General features: G+C 53.5%; 14 protein-coding genes, 1 tRNA gene and 1 rRNA gene. 3 read left to right on the top strand and 13 right to left on the bottom strand.

The features are described 5' to 3' along the window. Positions 1-6: 6 nt before the first annotated feature. A tRNA-Thr gene (locus ACF8PE_RS16095) sits at positions 7-82 on the top strand. A 38-nt stretch (positions 83-120) separates the two neighbouring features. Further along, positions 121-236, top strand: a 5S ribosomal RNA gene (rrf, locus tag ACF8PE_RS16090). Between the two features lie 123 nt (positions 237-359). Here the strand turns inward: rrf and ACF8PE_RS16085 are convergent. From ACF8PE_RS16085 to ACF8PE_RS16055, 7 genes are all read right to left on the bottom strand, one after another. Continuing rightward, a complete protein-coding gene (locus ACF8PE_RS16085; protein WP_032614613.1) occupies positions 360-1,118 on the bottom strand; it encodes an amino acid ABC transporter ATP-binding protein in 759 nt (252 codons plus the stop codon). Positions 1,119-1,125: 7 nt separating this feature from the next. Continuing rightward, positions 1,126-2,229: an amino acid ABC transporter permease gene (locus tag ACF8PE_RS16080; RefSeq protein WP_032614611.1), complete on the bottom strand. Its 1,104-nt coding sequence runs from the start codon at positions 2,227-2,229 to the stop codon at positions 1,126-1,128. 9 nt (positions 2,230-2,238) lie between these two features. Then, positions 2,239-3,420: an amino acid ABC transporter permease gene (locus ACF8PE_RS16075; protein ID WP_392495069.1), complete on the bottom strand. Its 1,182-nt coding sequence runs from the start codon at positions 3,418-3,420 to the stop codon at positions 2,239-2,241. Positions 3,421-3,488: 68 nt separating this feature from the next. Then, positions 3,489-4,514, bottom strand: coding sequence for an amino acid ABC transporter substrate-binding protein (locus ACF8PE_RS16070; RefSeq protein WP_059307083.1), 1,026 nt, complete (start codon positions 4,512-4,514; stop codon positions 3,489-3,491). A gap of 415 nt (positions 4,515-4,929) precedes the next feature. Next, the gene (locus tag ACF8PE_RS16065; RefSeq protein ID WP_032614604.1) at positions 4,930-5,151 is read right to left on the bottom strand and encodes a lipoprotein; all 222 of its coding nucleotides are present in this window, start codon (positions 5,149-5,151) and stop codon (positions 4,930-4,932) included. Between the two features lie 319 nt (positions 5,152-5,470). Then, the gene (locus ACF8PE_RS16060; protein ID WP_032614601.1) at positions 5,471-8,584 is read right to left on the bottom strand and encodes an efflux RND transporter permease subunit; all 3,114 of its coding nucleotides are present in this window, start codon (positions 8,582-8,584) and stop codon (positions 5,471-5,473) included. A gap of 10 nt (positions 8,585-8,594) precedes the next feature. Further along, a complete protein-coding gene (locus ACF8PE_RS16055) occupies positions 8,595-9,734 on the bottom strand; it encodes an efflux RND transporter periplasmic adaptor subunit (protein ID WP_148569577.1) in 1,140 nt (379 codons plus the stop codon). A gap of 393 nt (positions 9,735-10,127) precedes the next feature. Here ACF8PE_RS16055 and envR point away from each other — a divergent pair, with 393 nt between their 5' ends. Next, positions 10,128-10,775 carry an acrEF/envCD operon transcriptional regulator gene (gene envR, locus ACF8PE_RS16050; RefSeq protein WP_392495068.1) on the top strand — a complete coding sequence of 216 codons (648 nt, stop codon included), beginning with the start codon at positions 10,128-10,130 and terminating at the stop codon, positions 10,773-10,775. A gap of 14 nt (positions 10,776-10,789) precedes the next feature. On the opposite strand, the gene ACF8PE_RS16045 is transcribed toward envR, so the two are convergent. The 6 genes from ACF8PE_RS16045 to prmA all read right to left on the bottom strand — a co-directional run bounded on the left by ACF8PE_RS16045 (position 10,790) and on the right by prmA (position 16,738). Next, entirely contained in the window at positions 10,790-12,871 is a 2,082-nt protein-coding gene (locus tag ACF8PE_RS16045) for a bifunctional diguanylate cyclase/phosphodiesterase (protein ID WP_144883246.1), read from the bottom strand. 127 nt (positions 12,872-12,998) lie between these two features. Beyond that, on the bottom strand, positions 12,999-13,163 hold the full coding sequence (locus ACF8PE_RS16040) for a DUF2556 family protein (protein WP_032614592.1): 165 nt from the start codon (positions 13,161-13,163) through the stop codon (positions 12,999-13,001). A gap of 200 nt (positions 13,164-13,363) precedes the next feature. Then, positions 13,364-13,660 carry a DNA-binding transcriptional regulator Fis gene (gene fis / locus ACF8PE_RS16035; protein WP_000462905.1) on the bottom strand — a complete coding sequence of 99 codons (297 nt, stop codon included), beginning with the start codon at positions 13,658-13,660 and terminating at the stop codon, positions 13,364-13,366. A gap of 23 nt (positions 13,661-13,683) precedes the next feature. After that, positions 13,684-14,649 (bottom strand): tRNA dihydrouridine synthase DusB, encoded by a 966-nt coding sequence (dusB, locus tag ACF8PE_RS16030; RefSeq protein WP_032614590.1) that lies wholly within the window; start codon positions 14,647-14,649, stop codon positions 13,684-13,686. A 329-nt stretch (positions 14,650-14,978) separates the two neighbouring features. Then, positions 14,979-15,719, bottom strand: coding sequence for a carbonic anhydrase (locus ACF8PE_RS16025; protein ID WP_059309065.1), 741 nt, complete (start codon positions 15,717-15,719; stop codon positions 14,979-14,981). Positions 15,720-15,856: 137 nt separating this feature from the next. Then, complete coding sequence (prmA, locus tag ACF8PE_RS16020) at positions 15,857-16,738, bottom strand: 50S ribosomal protein L11 methyltransferase (RefSeq protein ID WP_117386331.1); 882 nt, start codon at positions 16,736-16,738, stop codon at positions 15,857-15,859. Positions 16,739-16,746: the final 8 nt, after the last annotated feature.

The following is a 16,746-nucleotide window of genomic DNA, read 5'->3' as shown; positions in this document are numbered from 1 at the left end:
AAGTGTGCTGATATGGCTCAGTTGGTAGAGCGCACCCTTGGTAAGGGTGAGGTCCCCAGTTCGACTCTGGGTATCAGCACCAGTTTTTAGGTAAAAGTTCGGCGCGTAGAAAAGAATTTGTCTGGCGGCTGTAGCGCGGTGGTCCCACCTGACCCCATGCCGAACTCAGAAGTGAAACGCCGTAGCGCCGATGGTAGTGTGGGGTCTCCCCATGCGAGAGTAGGGAACTGCCAGACATCAAATAAGTGAAAAGGCCATCCGTAAGGATGGCCTTTTTGCGTTATGCGTTCCGTAAAACGTGTGGAAAGCGCGCATACCGTAGGCCCGGTAAGCGTAGCGCCACCGGGCAGTGCAAACGATCAGTGAATCACCTGTGACAAGAACGCGCGTGTACGTTCCGATTTAGGGTGAGAGAAGAATTCTTCCGGTGGCGCTTGCTCGACGATCTCCCCGCGATCCATAAAGATGACCCGATCTGCTACGGTTCTGGCAAAACCCATCTCATGCGTCACGCACAGCATCGTCATTCCTGATTCAGCCAGCCCTATCATGGTATCCAATACTTCTTTCACCATCTCAGGATCCAGAGCTGAGGTAGGTTCATCGAACAGCATAATTTTCGGTTTCATACACAGAGAGCGGGCGATGGCCACGCGCTGCTGCTGTCCTCCCGAGATCTGCCCTGGAAATTTATGTGCATGTTCTGCGATGCGCACACGTTCCAGATAGTGCATGGCCAGCGCCTCCGCTTCCTTTTTTGGCATTTTGCGTACCCAGATGGGGGCCAGGGTGCAATTTTGCAGAACGGTCAGGTGGGGGAACAGATTAAAATGCTGGAATACCATACCCACTTCCTGGCGAACACGCTCCACGTTACGGATGTCGTCATTCAGCTCGATTCCATCAACAACAATCCTTCCTTGCTGATGTTCTTCCAGGTGGTTAATGCAACGGATGGTAGTTGATTTACCCGAGCCTGAAGGGCCGCAAAGGACAATACGTTCCCCTTGTTTTACCTTCAGGTTAATGTCTTTCAGAACGTGAAATTGCCCGTACCACTTATTCACATTATCCAGCGTAATCATCGCGTCAGCGGGGGTCATAGTTATCTGGCTCATAGGTTCCTCAGTGCGGTGTACGCCCGGTGTTAAAGCGCTTTTCCAGATGCTGGCTGTAGCGCGACATGCTAAAACAGAAAATCCAGTAGATAAGCGCAGCAAAAACATAACCTTCTGTCGACATGCCCAGCCACGCCGGGTCGACAGTGGCCTGCTGCACGCTACTGAAGAGATCGAATAAACCAATGATGATCACCAGACTGGTATCTTTGAACAGCGCAATAATGGTGTTCACCAGACCCGGTATCACCAGTTTCAGCGCCTGCGGCAGGATCACTAATCCCTGCGTTTTCCAGTATCCCAGCGCCAGCGATTCGGCGGCTTCATACTGGCCCTTTGGCAGGGCCTGTAACCCGCCGCGTACGACCTCAGCTACATAGGCAGACTGAAACAAAATGACGCCAACCAGGGCGCGGATCAGTTTGTCAATGGTGGTGCCCTCTGCCATAAACAGCGGCAGCATTACCGACGACATAAACAGCACGGTGATCAGCGGTACTCCACGCCAGAACTCAATGAAAATCACCGACAGGATACGCACGACCGGCATGGTTGAACGGCGCCCAAGCGCCAGCAAAATGCCTAATGGCAATGCGCCAGCTATCCCCACCGAGGCGATAATCAGCGTCAGCGTCAGGCCACCCCACTGGCGGGTTTCGACGCGCTCCAGCCCCAGCACACCGCCATAGAGTAACAACCAGACGATAAGGGGATAGATCACAGCCCAACAGGCGATGTACCGTCCCCGCTGCGGTAATCCTTTCCAGAACATGGGCAAGATAGAAAGCAGCCCCACGAGCAGGGCCAGATTGATGCGCCAGCGCTGGTCGTGCGGGTAAAGCCCATACATGAACTGGCCGAAACGCTGATGAATGAAGACCCAGCAGGCTCCCTCTTTCGTACAATCGGCGCGCGTGGTGCCGACCCAGTTAGCCTGCAAAAACGCCCAATTGAGAAGGGGCGGGATCAGCTCCCACATCAGCCAGAAACAGAGCAGGGTGAGTAAGCTATTACTCCAGCTAGAGAACAGGTTTTTACGTACCCAGATAATAATGCGTCCATTGCCGGTCGTGGCCGGACGCACAGGGTGAGACAAGACGGCTTTTGTCATCATGATTCCTTAGCGTTCAGCCAGCGCGATGCGACGGTTATAGATATTCATTAACAGGGAAATGGTCAGGCTGATAATCAGGTAAACCGACATCGTGATGGCGATCGTTTCGATAGCCTGGCCCGTCTGGTTAAGAACGGTGCCGGCAAACAGAGAAACCATATCGGGATAGCCAATCGCGGCCGCAAGGGACGAGTTTTTCACAATGTTGAGATACTGGCTGGTCAGCGGTGGGATGATAACCCGCATGGCCTGGGGAATGATGACCTGACGTAGCGTGACCGGGTTTGGCAGGCCAAGCGAGCGAGCGGCTTCATGCTGGCCATGAGGAACGGCCTGAATGCCGGCGCGAATAATTTCTGCGATAAAGGCTGAGGTATAGATCGAAAGTGCCAGCGTCAGAGCAGCCAGCTCAGGAATTAATACCATACCGCCGCGGAAATTAAACCCCCGCAACTGCGGCACATCCCAGTGCATCGCCGGACCAAAAATGACGTGCGCCAGACCCGACAGGATCACCAGCAAGATCAGCGTTACCGGCCAGGTGCGCCGTAACTGTCCGGTTTTGATCTGATGCATTCGGTTGTAGCGGAACAGCGCGACGGAGACGATCACCACGCACGCCAGAGCCGCCAGCAGCGCCAGCATTCCTTCGGCAATCTGCGGAGACGGGATATACAACCCGCGATTGCTTAAAAAGGCCAGATCGAAGGCATCCACCGCCTGGCGAGGCCCGGGCAGGTTACGCAAAACGGCGAAATACCAGAAGAAGATCTGGAGCAGCGGCGGGATATTACGGAACGTCTCAATATAAAACGTGGAAAGCTTACGCAGCAGCCAGTTATCAGACAGGCGTGCAAGGCCCAGGAAAAAGCCCAGCAGAGAAGCAAAAACAATGCATAACCCGGAGACCAGCAGGGTATTCATCAGGCCGACCAGGAATACGCGACCGTAGGTATCTCCTTCGGTGTAATCTATTAAGTGCTGAACGATGCCAAATCCCGCACTACGGTCAAGGAAGGCAAAGCCCGAAGTAATGCCGCGTGTACTCAGGTTGGTAACGGTGTTATGGAACAAGTAGATCGCGACGGCCAGGACAGCGAGAACAGCGAGTATCTGGAAAAGCCAGGCGCGAACCGCAGGATTGGAAAAGGAGAAGGCTCCTTTCAGGGCTAAGCGGCGATGGGACATAAAAAACCTCGGGTAACCATGACTCTGGACTGGGCACCGCAACGGCAGTGCCCGTTACAGCATGCTGCTTAGCGTACTGGCGGCGCGTACTGGATGCCGCCATTGTTCCAGAGATTATTCTGCCCACGGCTGATCTTCAGCGCGCTTTCAGAGCCAACGTTACGCTCGAAAATTTCAGCGTAGTTACCCACCTTTTTAATGATGTTGTATGCCCATTTGTTATCCAGCTTCAGATCCTTGCCGTAATCGCCCTCTTTACCCAGCAGGTGGGCCATATCCGGTGTGGTTGGATTAGCGGCTTTCTCATCGACGTTCTTCGAGTTGACGCCCATCTCTTCTGCATTAAGCATGGCGAACAGCGTCCAGCGAACAACAGAGTTCCATTCATCATCGCCACGACGCACGACCGGGCCAAGCGGCTCTTTAGAGATCACTTCCGGCAGGACGATCCATTCCGCCGGGTTGCTCAGCTTGATCCGCAGCGCGTAAAGTTGGGACTGGTCGGATGCCAGGGTGTCGCAGCGTCCCGATTCCAGCGCTTTGGCAGATTCGTCAGAGCGGTCGAAAGTCACTGGCGTATATTTCATGTTATTGGCTTTAAAATAATCCGCGACGTTCAGTTCAGTATCAGTACCCGCCTGAATACAGACTGTGGCACCATCAAGCTCTTTAGCGCTCTTCAGGCCTGCTTTATTGTGCGTCAGGAAACCAATGCCGTCGTAATAGGTCACGCCGGTAAAGGACATGCCCATACCGGTATCACGTGAGGAGGTCCAGGTGGTATTGCGTGACAGCATATCCACTTCACCAGATTGCAGGGCGGTAAAACGCTCTTTCGCCGTCAGCGGGGTATATTTAACTTTAGTGTCGTCGCCGAATACAGCGGCAGCAACGCCACGGCACACATCGACATCAATACCGGAGAATTTACCATTGGCATCTGCATAGGAGAACCCCGGCAAACCGTCGCTGATCCCACATTGCACGAATCCTTTCTGCTTAACGGCATCCAGCGTAGCACCCGCCTGGGCCTGGCCGGAGATCGCAAAAAGCACACCTGCAGCGGCGAGGCTGGCCATCATCATCTTTTTCATAATGCATCCTGTGTGTCGAAAATTATCGTTATAGTGAAGCGTTTATAAACGCTTAAACCTGTCTGTGGCTGTGGCCGACGTTAATAAAGCAAACGCGATGCCAGTTTTTGCAATTGACGTAATAAACGATTACGCAACGCGTAAAGCAGAGTGTAGACAGAGATAATTAAATCGAGCGCCCTGAAATGGTGCGAAATTACAACCTGCGCCACAAATCAGAGCAAAAGTTGATTCAGAAACGCAGGAGTAAAAGGATAAATTATGGCGTGAATATTGGAGGCCAACAGGATGTGAATAACATCACGTCGGCAAACTGAAATAAAAATAAAACGGCAAAAAGATGTGAGCAGCGGCAGGATTATTTATGAACCTAAATCGGGAAAGCAAAAGCGCGAACGAATTCGCGCTTTATGGATTACTTAGACACGGCAATGATGCCCAGCGTCAGGCCTGCAACGGCTGCTGCGCCACCTGCTATCGCCCCTGCAGTTTCCCAGTTATCCTGCGTGGTACCCTTCATACAGGTATTAGTATGAACCAGTCGGCCCTGATCGTCGTATACCGGTACGCACGGAGAGTCATGCGCGCAACCTGCAAGCAGCGCGGTAAGGAGTGCAACCGAAATGAGTCTTTTCATGGTGTTACCTCAAAATGAAATCTAACTTTGCGATATAGTCAGTCGTGTGTTCCGCAAAGCTGATGCTTATATTACCACCGCTTAAAAATCGCCATAAAGGGTGAATAATCTCAAATTATTTGGATTGTAAAAAAGATGGAGAAATCCTTCTTACTGCGAGCCAATAATGGAGGAATTAGGGAGAAGCATTGATTAAGTACGCAAGCTAAAAATCGCAAGCAAACAATTCATTGGGGTGCTAATTAATAAGATAAATAAATGGATAAGACTAATTTTCTGTTTATTATCATCAATAAAGGCGCCGAAGCGCCTTTATCTATTACTGTTCTTGATGACGCGTAAAGCGTCTGCGTACCACGACAAAGAAGACCGGCACAAAAAAGATGGCCAGCAAGGTTGCCGAAAGCATGCCGCCCATTACCCCGGTACCCACGGCGTTTTGCGCGCCACTGCCAGCGCCGTGGCTGATGACCAGCGGCATCACGCCGAGGATAAACGCCAGGGAGGTCATCAGGATCGGACGCAGGCGCATACGGGACGCCTCCAGCGTGGCTTCAACAATGCCTTTCCCCTCTTTCTCCATCAGATCCTTAGCAAATTCGACAATAAGAATCGCGTTCTTTGCCGACAGGCCGATCGTGGTAAGTAGCCCCACCTGGAAATAGACATCATTGTTCAGCCCGCGCAGGGAGGCGGCCAACAAGGCACCGACTACCCCCAACGGCACCACCAGCATCACTGAAAACGGAATCGACCAGCTTTCATACAGCGCTGCCAGACAGAGGAACACCACCACCAGCGAGATGGCGTACAGGGCAGGTGCCTGGTTGCCTGACAGCCGTTCCTGGTAGGACATGCCGGTCCAGTCAAAACCAATACCCGTCGGCAGTTTCGCCGCCAGTTGCTCCATTAAGGCCATTGCTTCACCGGTACTTTTGCCTGGCGCGGCCTCCCCGAGGATCTCCATTGAAGGAGTGCCGTTATAGCGTTCGAGACGCGGTGACCCGTAGATCCAGTGTGACTCGCTGAACGCCGAAAGCGGCACCATTTCACCGTTAGCGCTGCGCACATAAAGGCGATTGATATCCGCCGGCAGCATCCTGAAAGGCGCGTCTGCCTGGACATAGACCTTCTTCACCCGACCACGGTCTATGTAGTCATTGACGTAGGTGCCCCCCAGGGCGGTGGAGATGGTCTGGTTGATGTCCGACACGCTAACGCCCAGCGCCTGCGCTTTCTCCTGATCGATATCCAGCTTGAACTGCGGGGTATCTTCCAGACCATTAGGCCGCACGCGAACCAGAAGATCGGGATGAGCTTTGATCATGCCCAACAGCTGGTTTCGGGCCTGCGTAAGCTGGTTATGGCCCAGGTTGGCCTGGTCGATAAGCTCAAAATCGAACCCGGTAGCGGTGCCCAGCTCAATAATGGCAGGCAGGTTGAACGGAAACACCAGCCCATCTTTAATCTGGCTGAAGGCCCGGCTTGCCCGGCTGACGATAGCCGCGACGCCGTTGGCGGCGCCAGGGCGTTCCTCCCAGGGCTTAAGGCTGATAAATGCCACCCCGGCATTTTGCCCCTGACCGCTGAAGCTGAAGCCGTTAACGGTAAACACCGACTCCACGTTAGCTTTTTCTTTGGTGAGGTAATAATGCTCAACCTGATCCAGCACCTGCTGGGTACGGGTTTGTGTAGCGCCCGCCGGGAGCTGCACCATGGTCATGAAAACACCCTGGTCTTCTTCCGGCAGGAACGAGGTCGGCAGGCGCAGGAACAGCACCGCCATACCGCCGACAATAAGGACATAGACCACCAGATAGCGGCCGGTCTTGCGCAGAATATGGCTGACGCTATTGCTGTAGTGCGCCACGCTCCTGTCGAACAGCGCATTGAACCAGCCGAAGAATCCGCCTTTAGGCTCATGATGCTCGCCGGGTGATTTGAGCAGAGTGGCGCACAGCGCAGGAGTCAGGATCAGCGCCACCAGTACGGAAAGCGCCATAGCTGAGACAATCGTCAGGGAGAACTGGCGATAAATCGCCCCGGTGGAACCGCCGAAAAAGGCCATCGGGATAAATACTGCCGACAGCACCATGGCAATGCCGACCAGCGCCCCCTGGATCTGCGACATCGATTTTTGTGTTGCCTCTTTTGGCGGTAGCTTTTCCTCTACCATCACGCGCTCGACGTTCTCTACCACCACGATGGCGTCATCCACCAGTAAGCCTATCGCCAGCACCATACCAAACATGGTCAGGGTATTGATGGAGAAGCCAAACGCCGCCAGAACCGCAAAAGTACCCAGCAACACCACCGGCACGGCAATGGTCGGGATCAGCGTGGCGCGCAGGTTTTGCAGGAACAGATACATCACGAGGAAGACGAGGATGATGGCTTCAAACAGCGTCTTCACCACTTCATGGATGGAGATCTTCACAAACGGCGTGGTGTCGTAGGGATAGACCACCTTCAGGCCCTGCGGGAAGAAGGTTTGCAGCTGCGCCAGTTTGCTTTTAATCGCTGCGGCAGTATCCAGCGCGTTGGCACCGGTGGCAAGTTTGATCCCCAGCCCGGTCGCCGCCTGGCCGTTGATTTTGGTCACCATGTTGTAGTTTTCACCGCCAGGCGCAATGCGGGCGACATCTTTCAGATGGACCATTGATCCGTCCTGATTGACCTTCAGGGTAATGTTGCCAAACTCTTCGACGGTTTTCAGGCGCGTCTGGGCGATGATCGAGGCATTGAGCTGCTGGCCCGGCACCGACGGTGTGCCGCCCAACTGACCTGCGGCAATCTGGTTATTCTGGGTTTTGAGTTGATTGATGACGTCAAGCGGCGTCAGCTGATAGGCATTCAGCTTATTCGCGTCCAGCCAGATACGCATCGCATACTGGGCACCAAAGAGTTGTACATCACCCACCCCGGAGGTGCGGCTAATGGCATCCTTGACGTTAGAGGCAACATAGTCAGAGATATCGTCCTGGCTAAGGTTTTTATTGTCTGAGACAAAGCCAGCCACCAGCAGGAAGCTACTGCTCGACTTCTCCACGCCGATTCCCTGCTGCTGCACTTCCTGCGGCAGCAGCGGCATCGCCAGCTGTAATTTGTTCTGCACCTGCACCTGCGCAATATCCGGGTCGGTGCCTGACTGGAAGGTCAGGGTGATGGTCACGCTGCCCGACGAATCGCTGGTGGAGGACATATACATCAGGTTATCGATGCCGTTCATGTTCTGTTCGATAACCTGAGTCACCGTATCCTGTACCGTCTGGGCATCGGCACCGGGGTAGGTCGCCGAAATCGCCACGGCAGGAGGGGCAATGGTGGGATACTGGGCGATAGGCAATTTCAGGATCGCCAGCCCGCCCGCAATCATCAAAATAATAGCGAGTACCCACGCAAAAACCGGGCGCTGAATAAAGAAGTTAGCCATGCTCTGTTCCTTACCCCGCTTTTTGCGCAGTGGTATCTGGCGTAGCGACAACCGCGACGCCAGGGCGCACTTTTTGCAGCCCGCTGACAATCACCCGATCGCCTTCCTGCAGGCCCTGGGTGATCAGCCATTGATCGCCAATCGCCTGGGGCGCGACGACGTTTCGCGCTTCGGCCTGATTCTTCGCATTCACCACCATCACGCTGGCCTCTCCGCGCGGGGTACGAGTGACCCCTTGCTGCGGCACCAGGATGGCCTGAGGCTGAGTTCCCTCATCAATGCGCGCCCGAACAAACATGCCGGGTAGCAGAATATGTTGCGGGTTAGGGAAGATCGCCCGCAGGGTAATGGAGCCGGTGCTTTCGTCTACGGTGACATCAGAGAATTGCAACGAACCTTTCAGGGGATAGGGCTGACCATTCTCCATCAGCAACTGTACGCTGCTGGCGTTCTCGCCCGTTTGCAGACGGGATTGCTTAAGCCGCATAAAATCGTTGCTGGATTGCGTCACATCGACATAAATCGGATCGAGTTGCTGTACCGTAGCCAGCGCCGAGGCCTGGCCATTTGATACCAGCGCCCCCTCGGTGACGCTGGATTTGCCGATGCGCCCGCTGATAGGTGACGTCACTTTGGTATAAGCGAGATTAATGCGCGCGGTCTCGACGGCTGCCCGGGCCGCAATCACCGAAGCATCAGCCTGACGAGCGGTGGCAACCGCCTGATCGTACTCCTGCTTGCTGACGTAATGGGTGCCCATCAACGGCAAATAGCGTTTCACGGTCAGGTGGGCAATGTTAGCCGCAGCCTGAGCTTTGGCCAGCTCGCCCGAAGCGCTGTCAAACGCGGCCTGATACGTGGCCGGATCGATCTGATACAGCGATTCCCCCGCTTTTACATCGCTGCCCTCGGTAAAGTTGCGCTTCAGGACGATGCCACTCACCTGAGGGCGAACCTCTGCAACACGATACGCATCGGTGCGGCCCGGCAGTTCGGTGGTGACAACCAGCGGCGCGCTTTTCACGACATGAACCATAACCTGTGGTGAAGGTGGCTGCTGGGCTTGCGCGCTGTGATCATCACAACCCACGAGTAATGCGGCACCGATGATAAAACCGGATAAGGGTAAAAACCTGAAATTAGGCGTCATGGCTATTCCTTCAAAATCATCAATCCGCATTAACCGACAGCGGTTAAGCGTTAAGGAGAGGTAAAGAGAAAACGGCGGGCGCCATAATAAAGAATGGGTGGGTGATTTTTTGATTTATAAGTGCGGAGAAAGAATGGATGAGAGAAAATTAGCGCTGAACATGATTAAACAACGGAATAGCATTTCTGGCCATGCATTCCTGCGCAATAAGGTTTATGTGTGTACATGTATTTAGTGAATAAAATGATGCTCAAATATCATTGAAATTTATAAATTAAGCGTGTTGACGTTTTTTGTTCAAAATTATTTTTTGCAGTAATGGATAATACCCGGCCTAATCATTATCCCCATTGTTTGATAAATGTAATTAATCCGTTAAAAGAGTGGCTCCCAATGGCACGCAAAACGAAGGCCGAGGCGCAGAAGACACGCCAGTTGTTGATTGAGGCGGCGATAGAGCAGTTTGCTGCCCGGGGGGTGGCTTATACCACGCTTACGGATATTGCTGATGCCGCCAACCTGACCCGGGGAGCGATTTACTGGCATTTCAGCAGTAAAGCGGAAATTTTTAACGCCATCTGGCAGGAGCAATGCCCACTCCGTGAAATCATTAATGATCAGTTATCCAAAGTAACAGAACGTGATCCTTTATTTAATTTACGTGAGCAGTTTGTTACCGCTTTACAATATATTGCCAGGGACTACCGCCAGCGCGCACTATTACAGATCCTTTATCACAAATGTGAATTTGAACAGGGCATGGTTTCAGAATATGAAATTCGCAAGAGGATCGGCTTCAACGATGAAAACGTGCGTCGGATTCTGCAAAATTGCATTGCGGCAGGCAGTATTTCCGCGCAGATCAATATCGACACGACGTTAATTGTTTTTCATGGTTTTTTTTGCGGGCTGATTAAAAACTGGTTAATGAAACCGGAAAGGCTGGACCTGTATCAACAGGCCCCCGCGCTGGTGGATAATATCCTCTCGACCTTACAGGCTGCCCCGGTGCCGGGCCGGTTCTACGACGCCGCCTCATAACGGCATCAGTCCGGTCAGATTTGCTGCGTCAGCAAGGCCTGCGGATCCCGGCTCATGGCGTTGATAGTCTGCGCCGAAACGGGTTTACCCAGCAGAAAACCTTGTAACGTCGTGCATCCGAGTTCGGTCAAAAACGTCTGCTGCTCCTGGGTTTCAACGCCTTCGGCCACCACCTTCAGGTTAAGGGTCTTCGCCAGCGCAATAATGGCCGCAACGATAGTGGCGTCTTCACCCGTGCCGTTGAGATCTTTAACAAACGCCCGATCGATTTTCAGTTCACACGCTGGAAGCTTTTTCAGGTACAGCAGGCTGGAATAGCCGGTACCAAAATCGTCGATGGAGGCCTTTACCCCCGCCTGCGTCAGTTCGGTAAGCACCCGCACGCTCTCATCCGGATTATTCATGGCCGTCGTTTCAGTCACTTCCAGGATCAGCGTATGGGGCGGAATGCCATGTCGTGCCAGGCTACCCATCACCGTATCAACCAGCTGGGGTTGTTCAAACTGCAGCGTGGAGAGGTTCACTGCCACCGACCACTCGGTATGCCCTTCGAGATGCCATACACGGAGCTGGCGGCAGGCCTCATCGATCACCCAGTTGCCAATAGGAATAATCAGCCCGCTCTTTTCCGCCAGCGGCAGGAACTGGTCAGGGGATAACAACCCCTGGGTAGGGTGCTGCCAGCGCAGCAAGGCTTCAAAGCCGACGATAGGGCCAGCCGGGGCTTGAAACTTCGGCTGATAAACCAGATGCAGCTCGTGGCGATCCTGCGCCAGCCACAGATCGTTCATCAGCTGGAGCTGTTTCTGCGCCAGCGTATTCATTGAAGGCTGGAAGAAGTGGTAGCCGTTACGCCCCATATGCTTGGTGTGATACATCGCCGCATCGGCGTTAAACATCAGCTCCCGCTGGTTTTTGCCGTCGTGCGGATAGATAGCAATCCCGACGCTGAGGGTAACCACCAGGTCGTAGAGTTCAAAGCTGAAGGGCTGATCGATTACATGCACCAGCGCGCTGGCCAGCGACGCGGCATCGTTCGGGGTATCGATCTCGGCCAGCAGAACAAACTCGTCACCGCCAATACGGGCGAGGGTGTATTGACCTTTCAACGGCTGCTCAAGGCGTTCTGTGACAGCAATCAGCAGCTTGTCACCGGCGTCGTGCCCATAGGCATCGTTAACGGCTTTGAAGCCGTCCAGATCCATAAACAGCAGCGCGAATAACTTTCCTTCGCGATCGGCTTTGTTGATCGCCTGATCGAGACGGTCCTCCAGCAGCACACGGTTTGGCAAGCGTGTCAGCGTGTCGTGCAGCGCCAGCTGCGCCAGTTCACGGTTCGCTTCCGCGAGCGACGAGGCCAGAAGGGCGGTGCGAGCCTGTAGCCTGGCGTCAAACATCGAGACCAGCAGCGTAATACCCAGAATGGAGAGCGCAACGACGCTCACCAGCACCGCCAGCCAGCTGCCGTTTACGCCCTGGTGGTGCATATGGGCCTGAACCGGGAACTGCGCGGCCATCATCCCCGTGTAGTGCATGCCAGCAATGGCAACGCCCATCAGGACGGCGGCGCCTGCACGCATCAGCGCAACCTGGGCCGCGTCGCGGCGTAGACGAAACGTGAGCCACAGGGCGGCCAGCGAGGCGAGCAGGGCGATCACTACCGATAGCGCAACCCAGCGCATATCCCATACGATAGCCGGCTCCACCTGCAATGCAGCCATCCCGGTGTAGTGCATCGCGACAATACCGGTACCCAGAATCACGGCACCGGTGAACAGGCGACGCCTGCGAAAATGATCCCGGCTCACCAGCCAAATGGCGAACAGCGAGGCGCCGATGGCAATAAGCATTGAGAGTGCCGTTGGCAGCAGGCTGTAGTTCAGCCGCAGGGTGACATCCATCGCCAGCATGCCGATAAAATGCATAGACCAGATGCCGATGCCCATGGCGATACCGCCACCCGTCAGCCAGACACGTGCCGCGATGCCCGTACTTCCCACTACCCGGCCTGCCATATTCAGGGCGGTGTAGGATGCAAGAATGGCGACAACAAAAGAGATAACCACAAGAAGTTGGTCGTATTGGCTAACCAGCATGATCTCATCAACTCAAACGCAGGGAGGTATTACGTGATACCGGGTGAGACGGGCTGAGACATTATCATCCAACGGAGATGCCTCAAAGGCTTTTAAGTCCGCACATTTTTCGAGGGAAAGTAAGGGCTTAATCCAGATCTGCGCAGTTAATTAGCTTAAGTGGATTTACGGAGTCCATATTACGGCATTTGTCCGTTTCCGTAGACATCAGCTCAATCCACTGCATTAACAGTGCATCAAAAATGAAAACGCTAATCGCGAAGACGACTAACCACCCATACTTACGGATCATTCGGAGTTTCCGGGTACAAAGGAAAAGAGTGCAGGAAATATACACGAAAAATAGCGGCTGAGAAGTGGGCAGACCGATGTTTACGTTTCGGTTGTTAGCCGCGTGATGAGGGGAGCAAAACGGGGGAAAAGAGGGCATAAAAAAAGGCGCGTCCCCATGCCGGTTTGCGCCTTTTTATACAAGCATTTAGCTAATCGAAATTAGTTCATGCCGTACTTTTTCAATTTCTTACGCAGCGTACCACGGTTGATACCCATCATCAGGGCAGCACGGGTCTGGTTACCACGGGTGTATTGCATCACCATGTCCAACAGGGGCTGTTCAACTTCAGCCAGTACCAGCTCATACAGGTCGTTAACATCCTGACCATTCAGTTGAGCAAAATAGTTCTTCAGTGCCTGTTTAACCGAGTCACGCAGGGGCTTTTGAGTTACTTGATCCTGAGAGTTAACGGTGGAAACGGTCAGTACGTCAGAATTTACGCGTTGTTCGAACATAGTTCTGTCAGCTCTTTATTTCATTACGCAAGATTTTCGAAGTATGCCTCCAACGCCTCCAGCTGTACGCTGGCATCCTCTATGGCGTTGAATGTGCGCCGAAACTGGTCATTTGGAGCGTGTTCCTGGAGATACCAGGATACGTGTTTACGCGCAATTCGGTACCCTTTTGCCTGGCCGTAGTGGTCATGCAATTCCCGAACGTGCGAACAAAGCAAGCGCTTGACCTCTGCCAGTGGCAGCGGGGCAAGCAGCTCCCCAGTGTCCAGATAATGCTGGATTTCCCGAAAGATCCAGGGTCTTCCCTGAGCCGCACGTCCTATCATCAGAGCATCAGCTCCCGTATAGTCGAGCACAGCTCTGGCTTTAAGCGGGTCAGTAATGTCGCCATTCGCGATAACCGGAATGGAAACTTTCTGCTTAACTGCCCGAATGCTGTCGTATTCAGCTTCGCCGTTGAACAAACAGGCGCGAGTGCGTCCATGTATGGTCAGGGCCTGAATGCCACAATCTTCGGCCAGTTGGGCAATCTCTACGCAGTTACGGTGATCCGGCGACCAACCCGTGCGAATCTTCAACGTAACAGGAACGTCCACTGCGCTGACAACCGCCGTCAGGATTGACTTCACCTGGTCGGGGTATTGCAGAAGGGCTGAACCTGCAAGCTTGCGATTCACTTTTTTGGCCGGGCACCCCATATTGATATCAATAATCTGGGCACCACTTTCCACGTTAATACGCGCGGCGTCTGCCATCTCTTCAGGTACGCTACCGGCAATTTGCACGGTGCGGATACCCGGTTCATCAACGTGCACCATCCGAAGACGGGATTTATCGCTTTCCCAAACCTGCGGGTTAGACGACATCATCTCGGAAACGGTTAAACCTGCTCCCATCTCATAGCACAGCGTCCTGAAGGGCCGGTCGGTAATACCTGCCATAGGTGCTGCGATCAGGCGATTTCTGAGCTGGTGGTTTCCGATGCGCATGAGTTAAGAAATGACCATACTGTGACTGCAAGGCGGCGTATCTTACGCATTTTTTGCACGAGATGAAAGGCCAAACTTTGAACAATCCTCTGTTGTAGATCAAGGAATCGCAACTCTGACTTTTTAGTGCGGATTATTCACTATTTAAATCATTGGGTTAGTGTTGAATGGATATTTTGTGGGCGCTTACAATTTCCCGTAACTTCTCATCATTTCTGGATAAATGAATCAATTCTCCGGGATAATCTGCTGCTATAAGCAGCAGATTATGGTGCATCTTTGCAATCTGCGTCACATTTCAGCACAGGATATCAGAGCAAAAAATGGGCTTATTCAACAACCAGACGGCCATGAAGGGATTGTACCGGGCGGCTGTTATCGTGATGCATGGTGTGGGTGAATTTTTCCAGCTGTGCGGCAGAGACGGTCAGAGGATGCTTGAGCACTACCCACGTTACCCCTTCTGAGCAAGGTGGCGTGGTCAGAGAGCCGCTAAAGCGCCAGTAGGTTTTATCCGCAGGAAGCAATTTGTTCATATCGAGATTTGGCGTAATCGTGACGTTTTGATCAACCCGATCCGGCATTACGCCCCAGAGTTTATCCAGCTCAGGGTTTGCGGCACCCTGATCAAACATAACAGCAACAACCGTCAGTTCGCCGTCGGCATTTTTGTGGACCAGATGCATTTCCATTGCGTATTTTTTACCGTGCACCGTATTTTCGCTTGGCGCATGGAAATGGAACTGCTGTAACGTCCAGTTTTGGTTATCAAGCGTGATGCTGTCGCGTGTATCCGCCTTTTCACTTGCCTGGATAGTGTGACCGTTGTTCGTCAGGGTGACCGGGCCGTCGATATAGTGTGTTTCCAGCGGAGAGAGGTGGGCCTTAACGGTGGTATCGATGTTGACAGGGGACTGATTCATGCCGCTTTTGCATATTTTGTATGCCTCGTCCAGCTCGCCCCAATGTTCCGGTGCGCCTTCCGCCTGATAACTCCAGTGTGATGCAAAAGCCGAAGTTGAGATCATACCCAGCGCCAACAGCGCTGCCTTGCCTGAAATGTTTTTCATGATATTTATCCGATAGATTTTTATATTCAAATCATTAATTAACATTATGATTTGTGTGGTTATTTTAACGGACAAATAAGAGGGAAGGGAGAAAATTCAGACGAGGAAAGGCGTGGTCAGAGGACCACGCCAAAGGCTTATTTTTTACGGCCAGTGATGCGGCACCACTCTTCTTTCTCGACAACCGGGTCGAGGTCAAAGAGATCGGCATAGGCTTCGCAGACGCTGTCTGCCTGGCTGGCAAGGATACCGGAAAGGCCCAGCAGGCCACCCTCAACCGGTAGTACGCTGATTAATGGCGCCAGCTCGCGTAACGGGCCAGCCAGGATATTCGCGACGACCACATCGGCTTTCATGGCCGCTGGCTGGGCATCCGGCAAATAGAGTTCGAGACGATCGGAAACGCCATTGCGCTCGGCGTTGTCACGGCTGGCCTGAATCGCCTGCGGATCGATGTCGATCCCGATCGCTTTTGCTGCGCCCAACTTCAGGGCGGCGATGGCGAGGATCCCGGATCCGCAGCCAAAGTCGATCACCGTTTTGCCATCCAGATCCAGACCATCCAGCCACTGCAGGCACAGGGAAGTCGTCGGGTGGGTGCCTGTTCCGAATGCCAGGCCCGGATCGAGCATCACGTTAACGGCATTTTCATCCGGCACGTCGCGCCAGCTTGGGCAGATCCACAGACGCTTGCCAAACTGCATCGGATGGAAGTTGTCCATCCACTCGCGTTCCCAGTCTTTGTCTTCAAGCTGTTCGATTTTGTGCGCAAAACCGGCGCCCAGCAGCGGATGATTTTCCAGAATCGCGACCACTTCGGCCATATCAGTTTCGGCATCAAACAGGCCGATGACGTCGGTGTCGCCCCACAGGCGGGTTTCACCCGGCAGCGGTTCAAACACCGGGGTGTCATGCGTGTCCTGGAAGGTGATAGAGACCGCACCGGCCTCCATCAACGCATCACTCATCTCTTCGGCATTCGCGCCGGTTGTGTTCAGTTTTAATTGGATCCACGGCATGGCAAAAC

It is taken from the genome of Leclercia sp. GLN_9 (assembly GCF_043105735.1).
GTDB lineage: Bacteria > Pseudomonadota > Gammaproteobacteria > Enterobacterales > Enterobacteriaceae > Enterobacter > Enterobacter adecarboxylatus.
The sequence above is the reverse complement of the archived record's forward strand: the minus strand, read 5'-3'. Positions and strand labels throughout refer to the sequence as shown.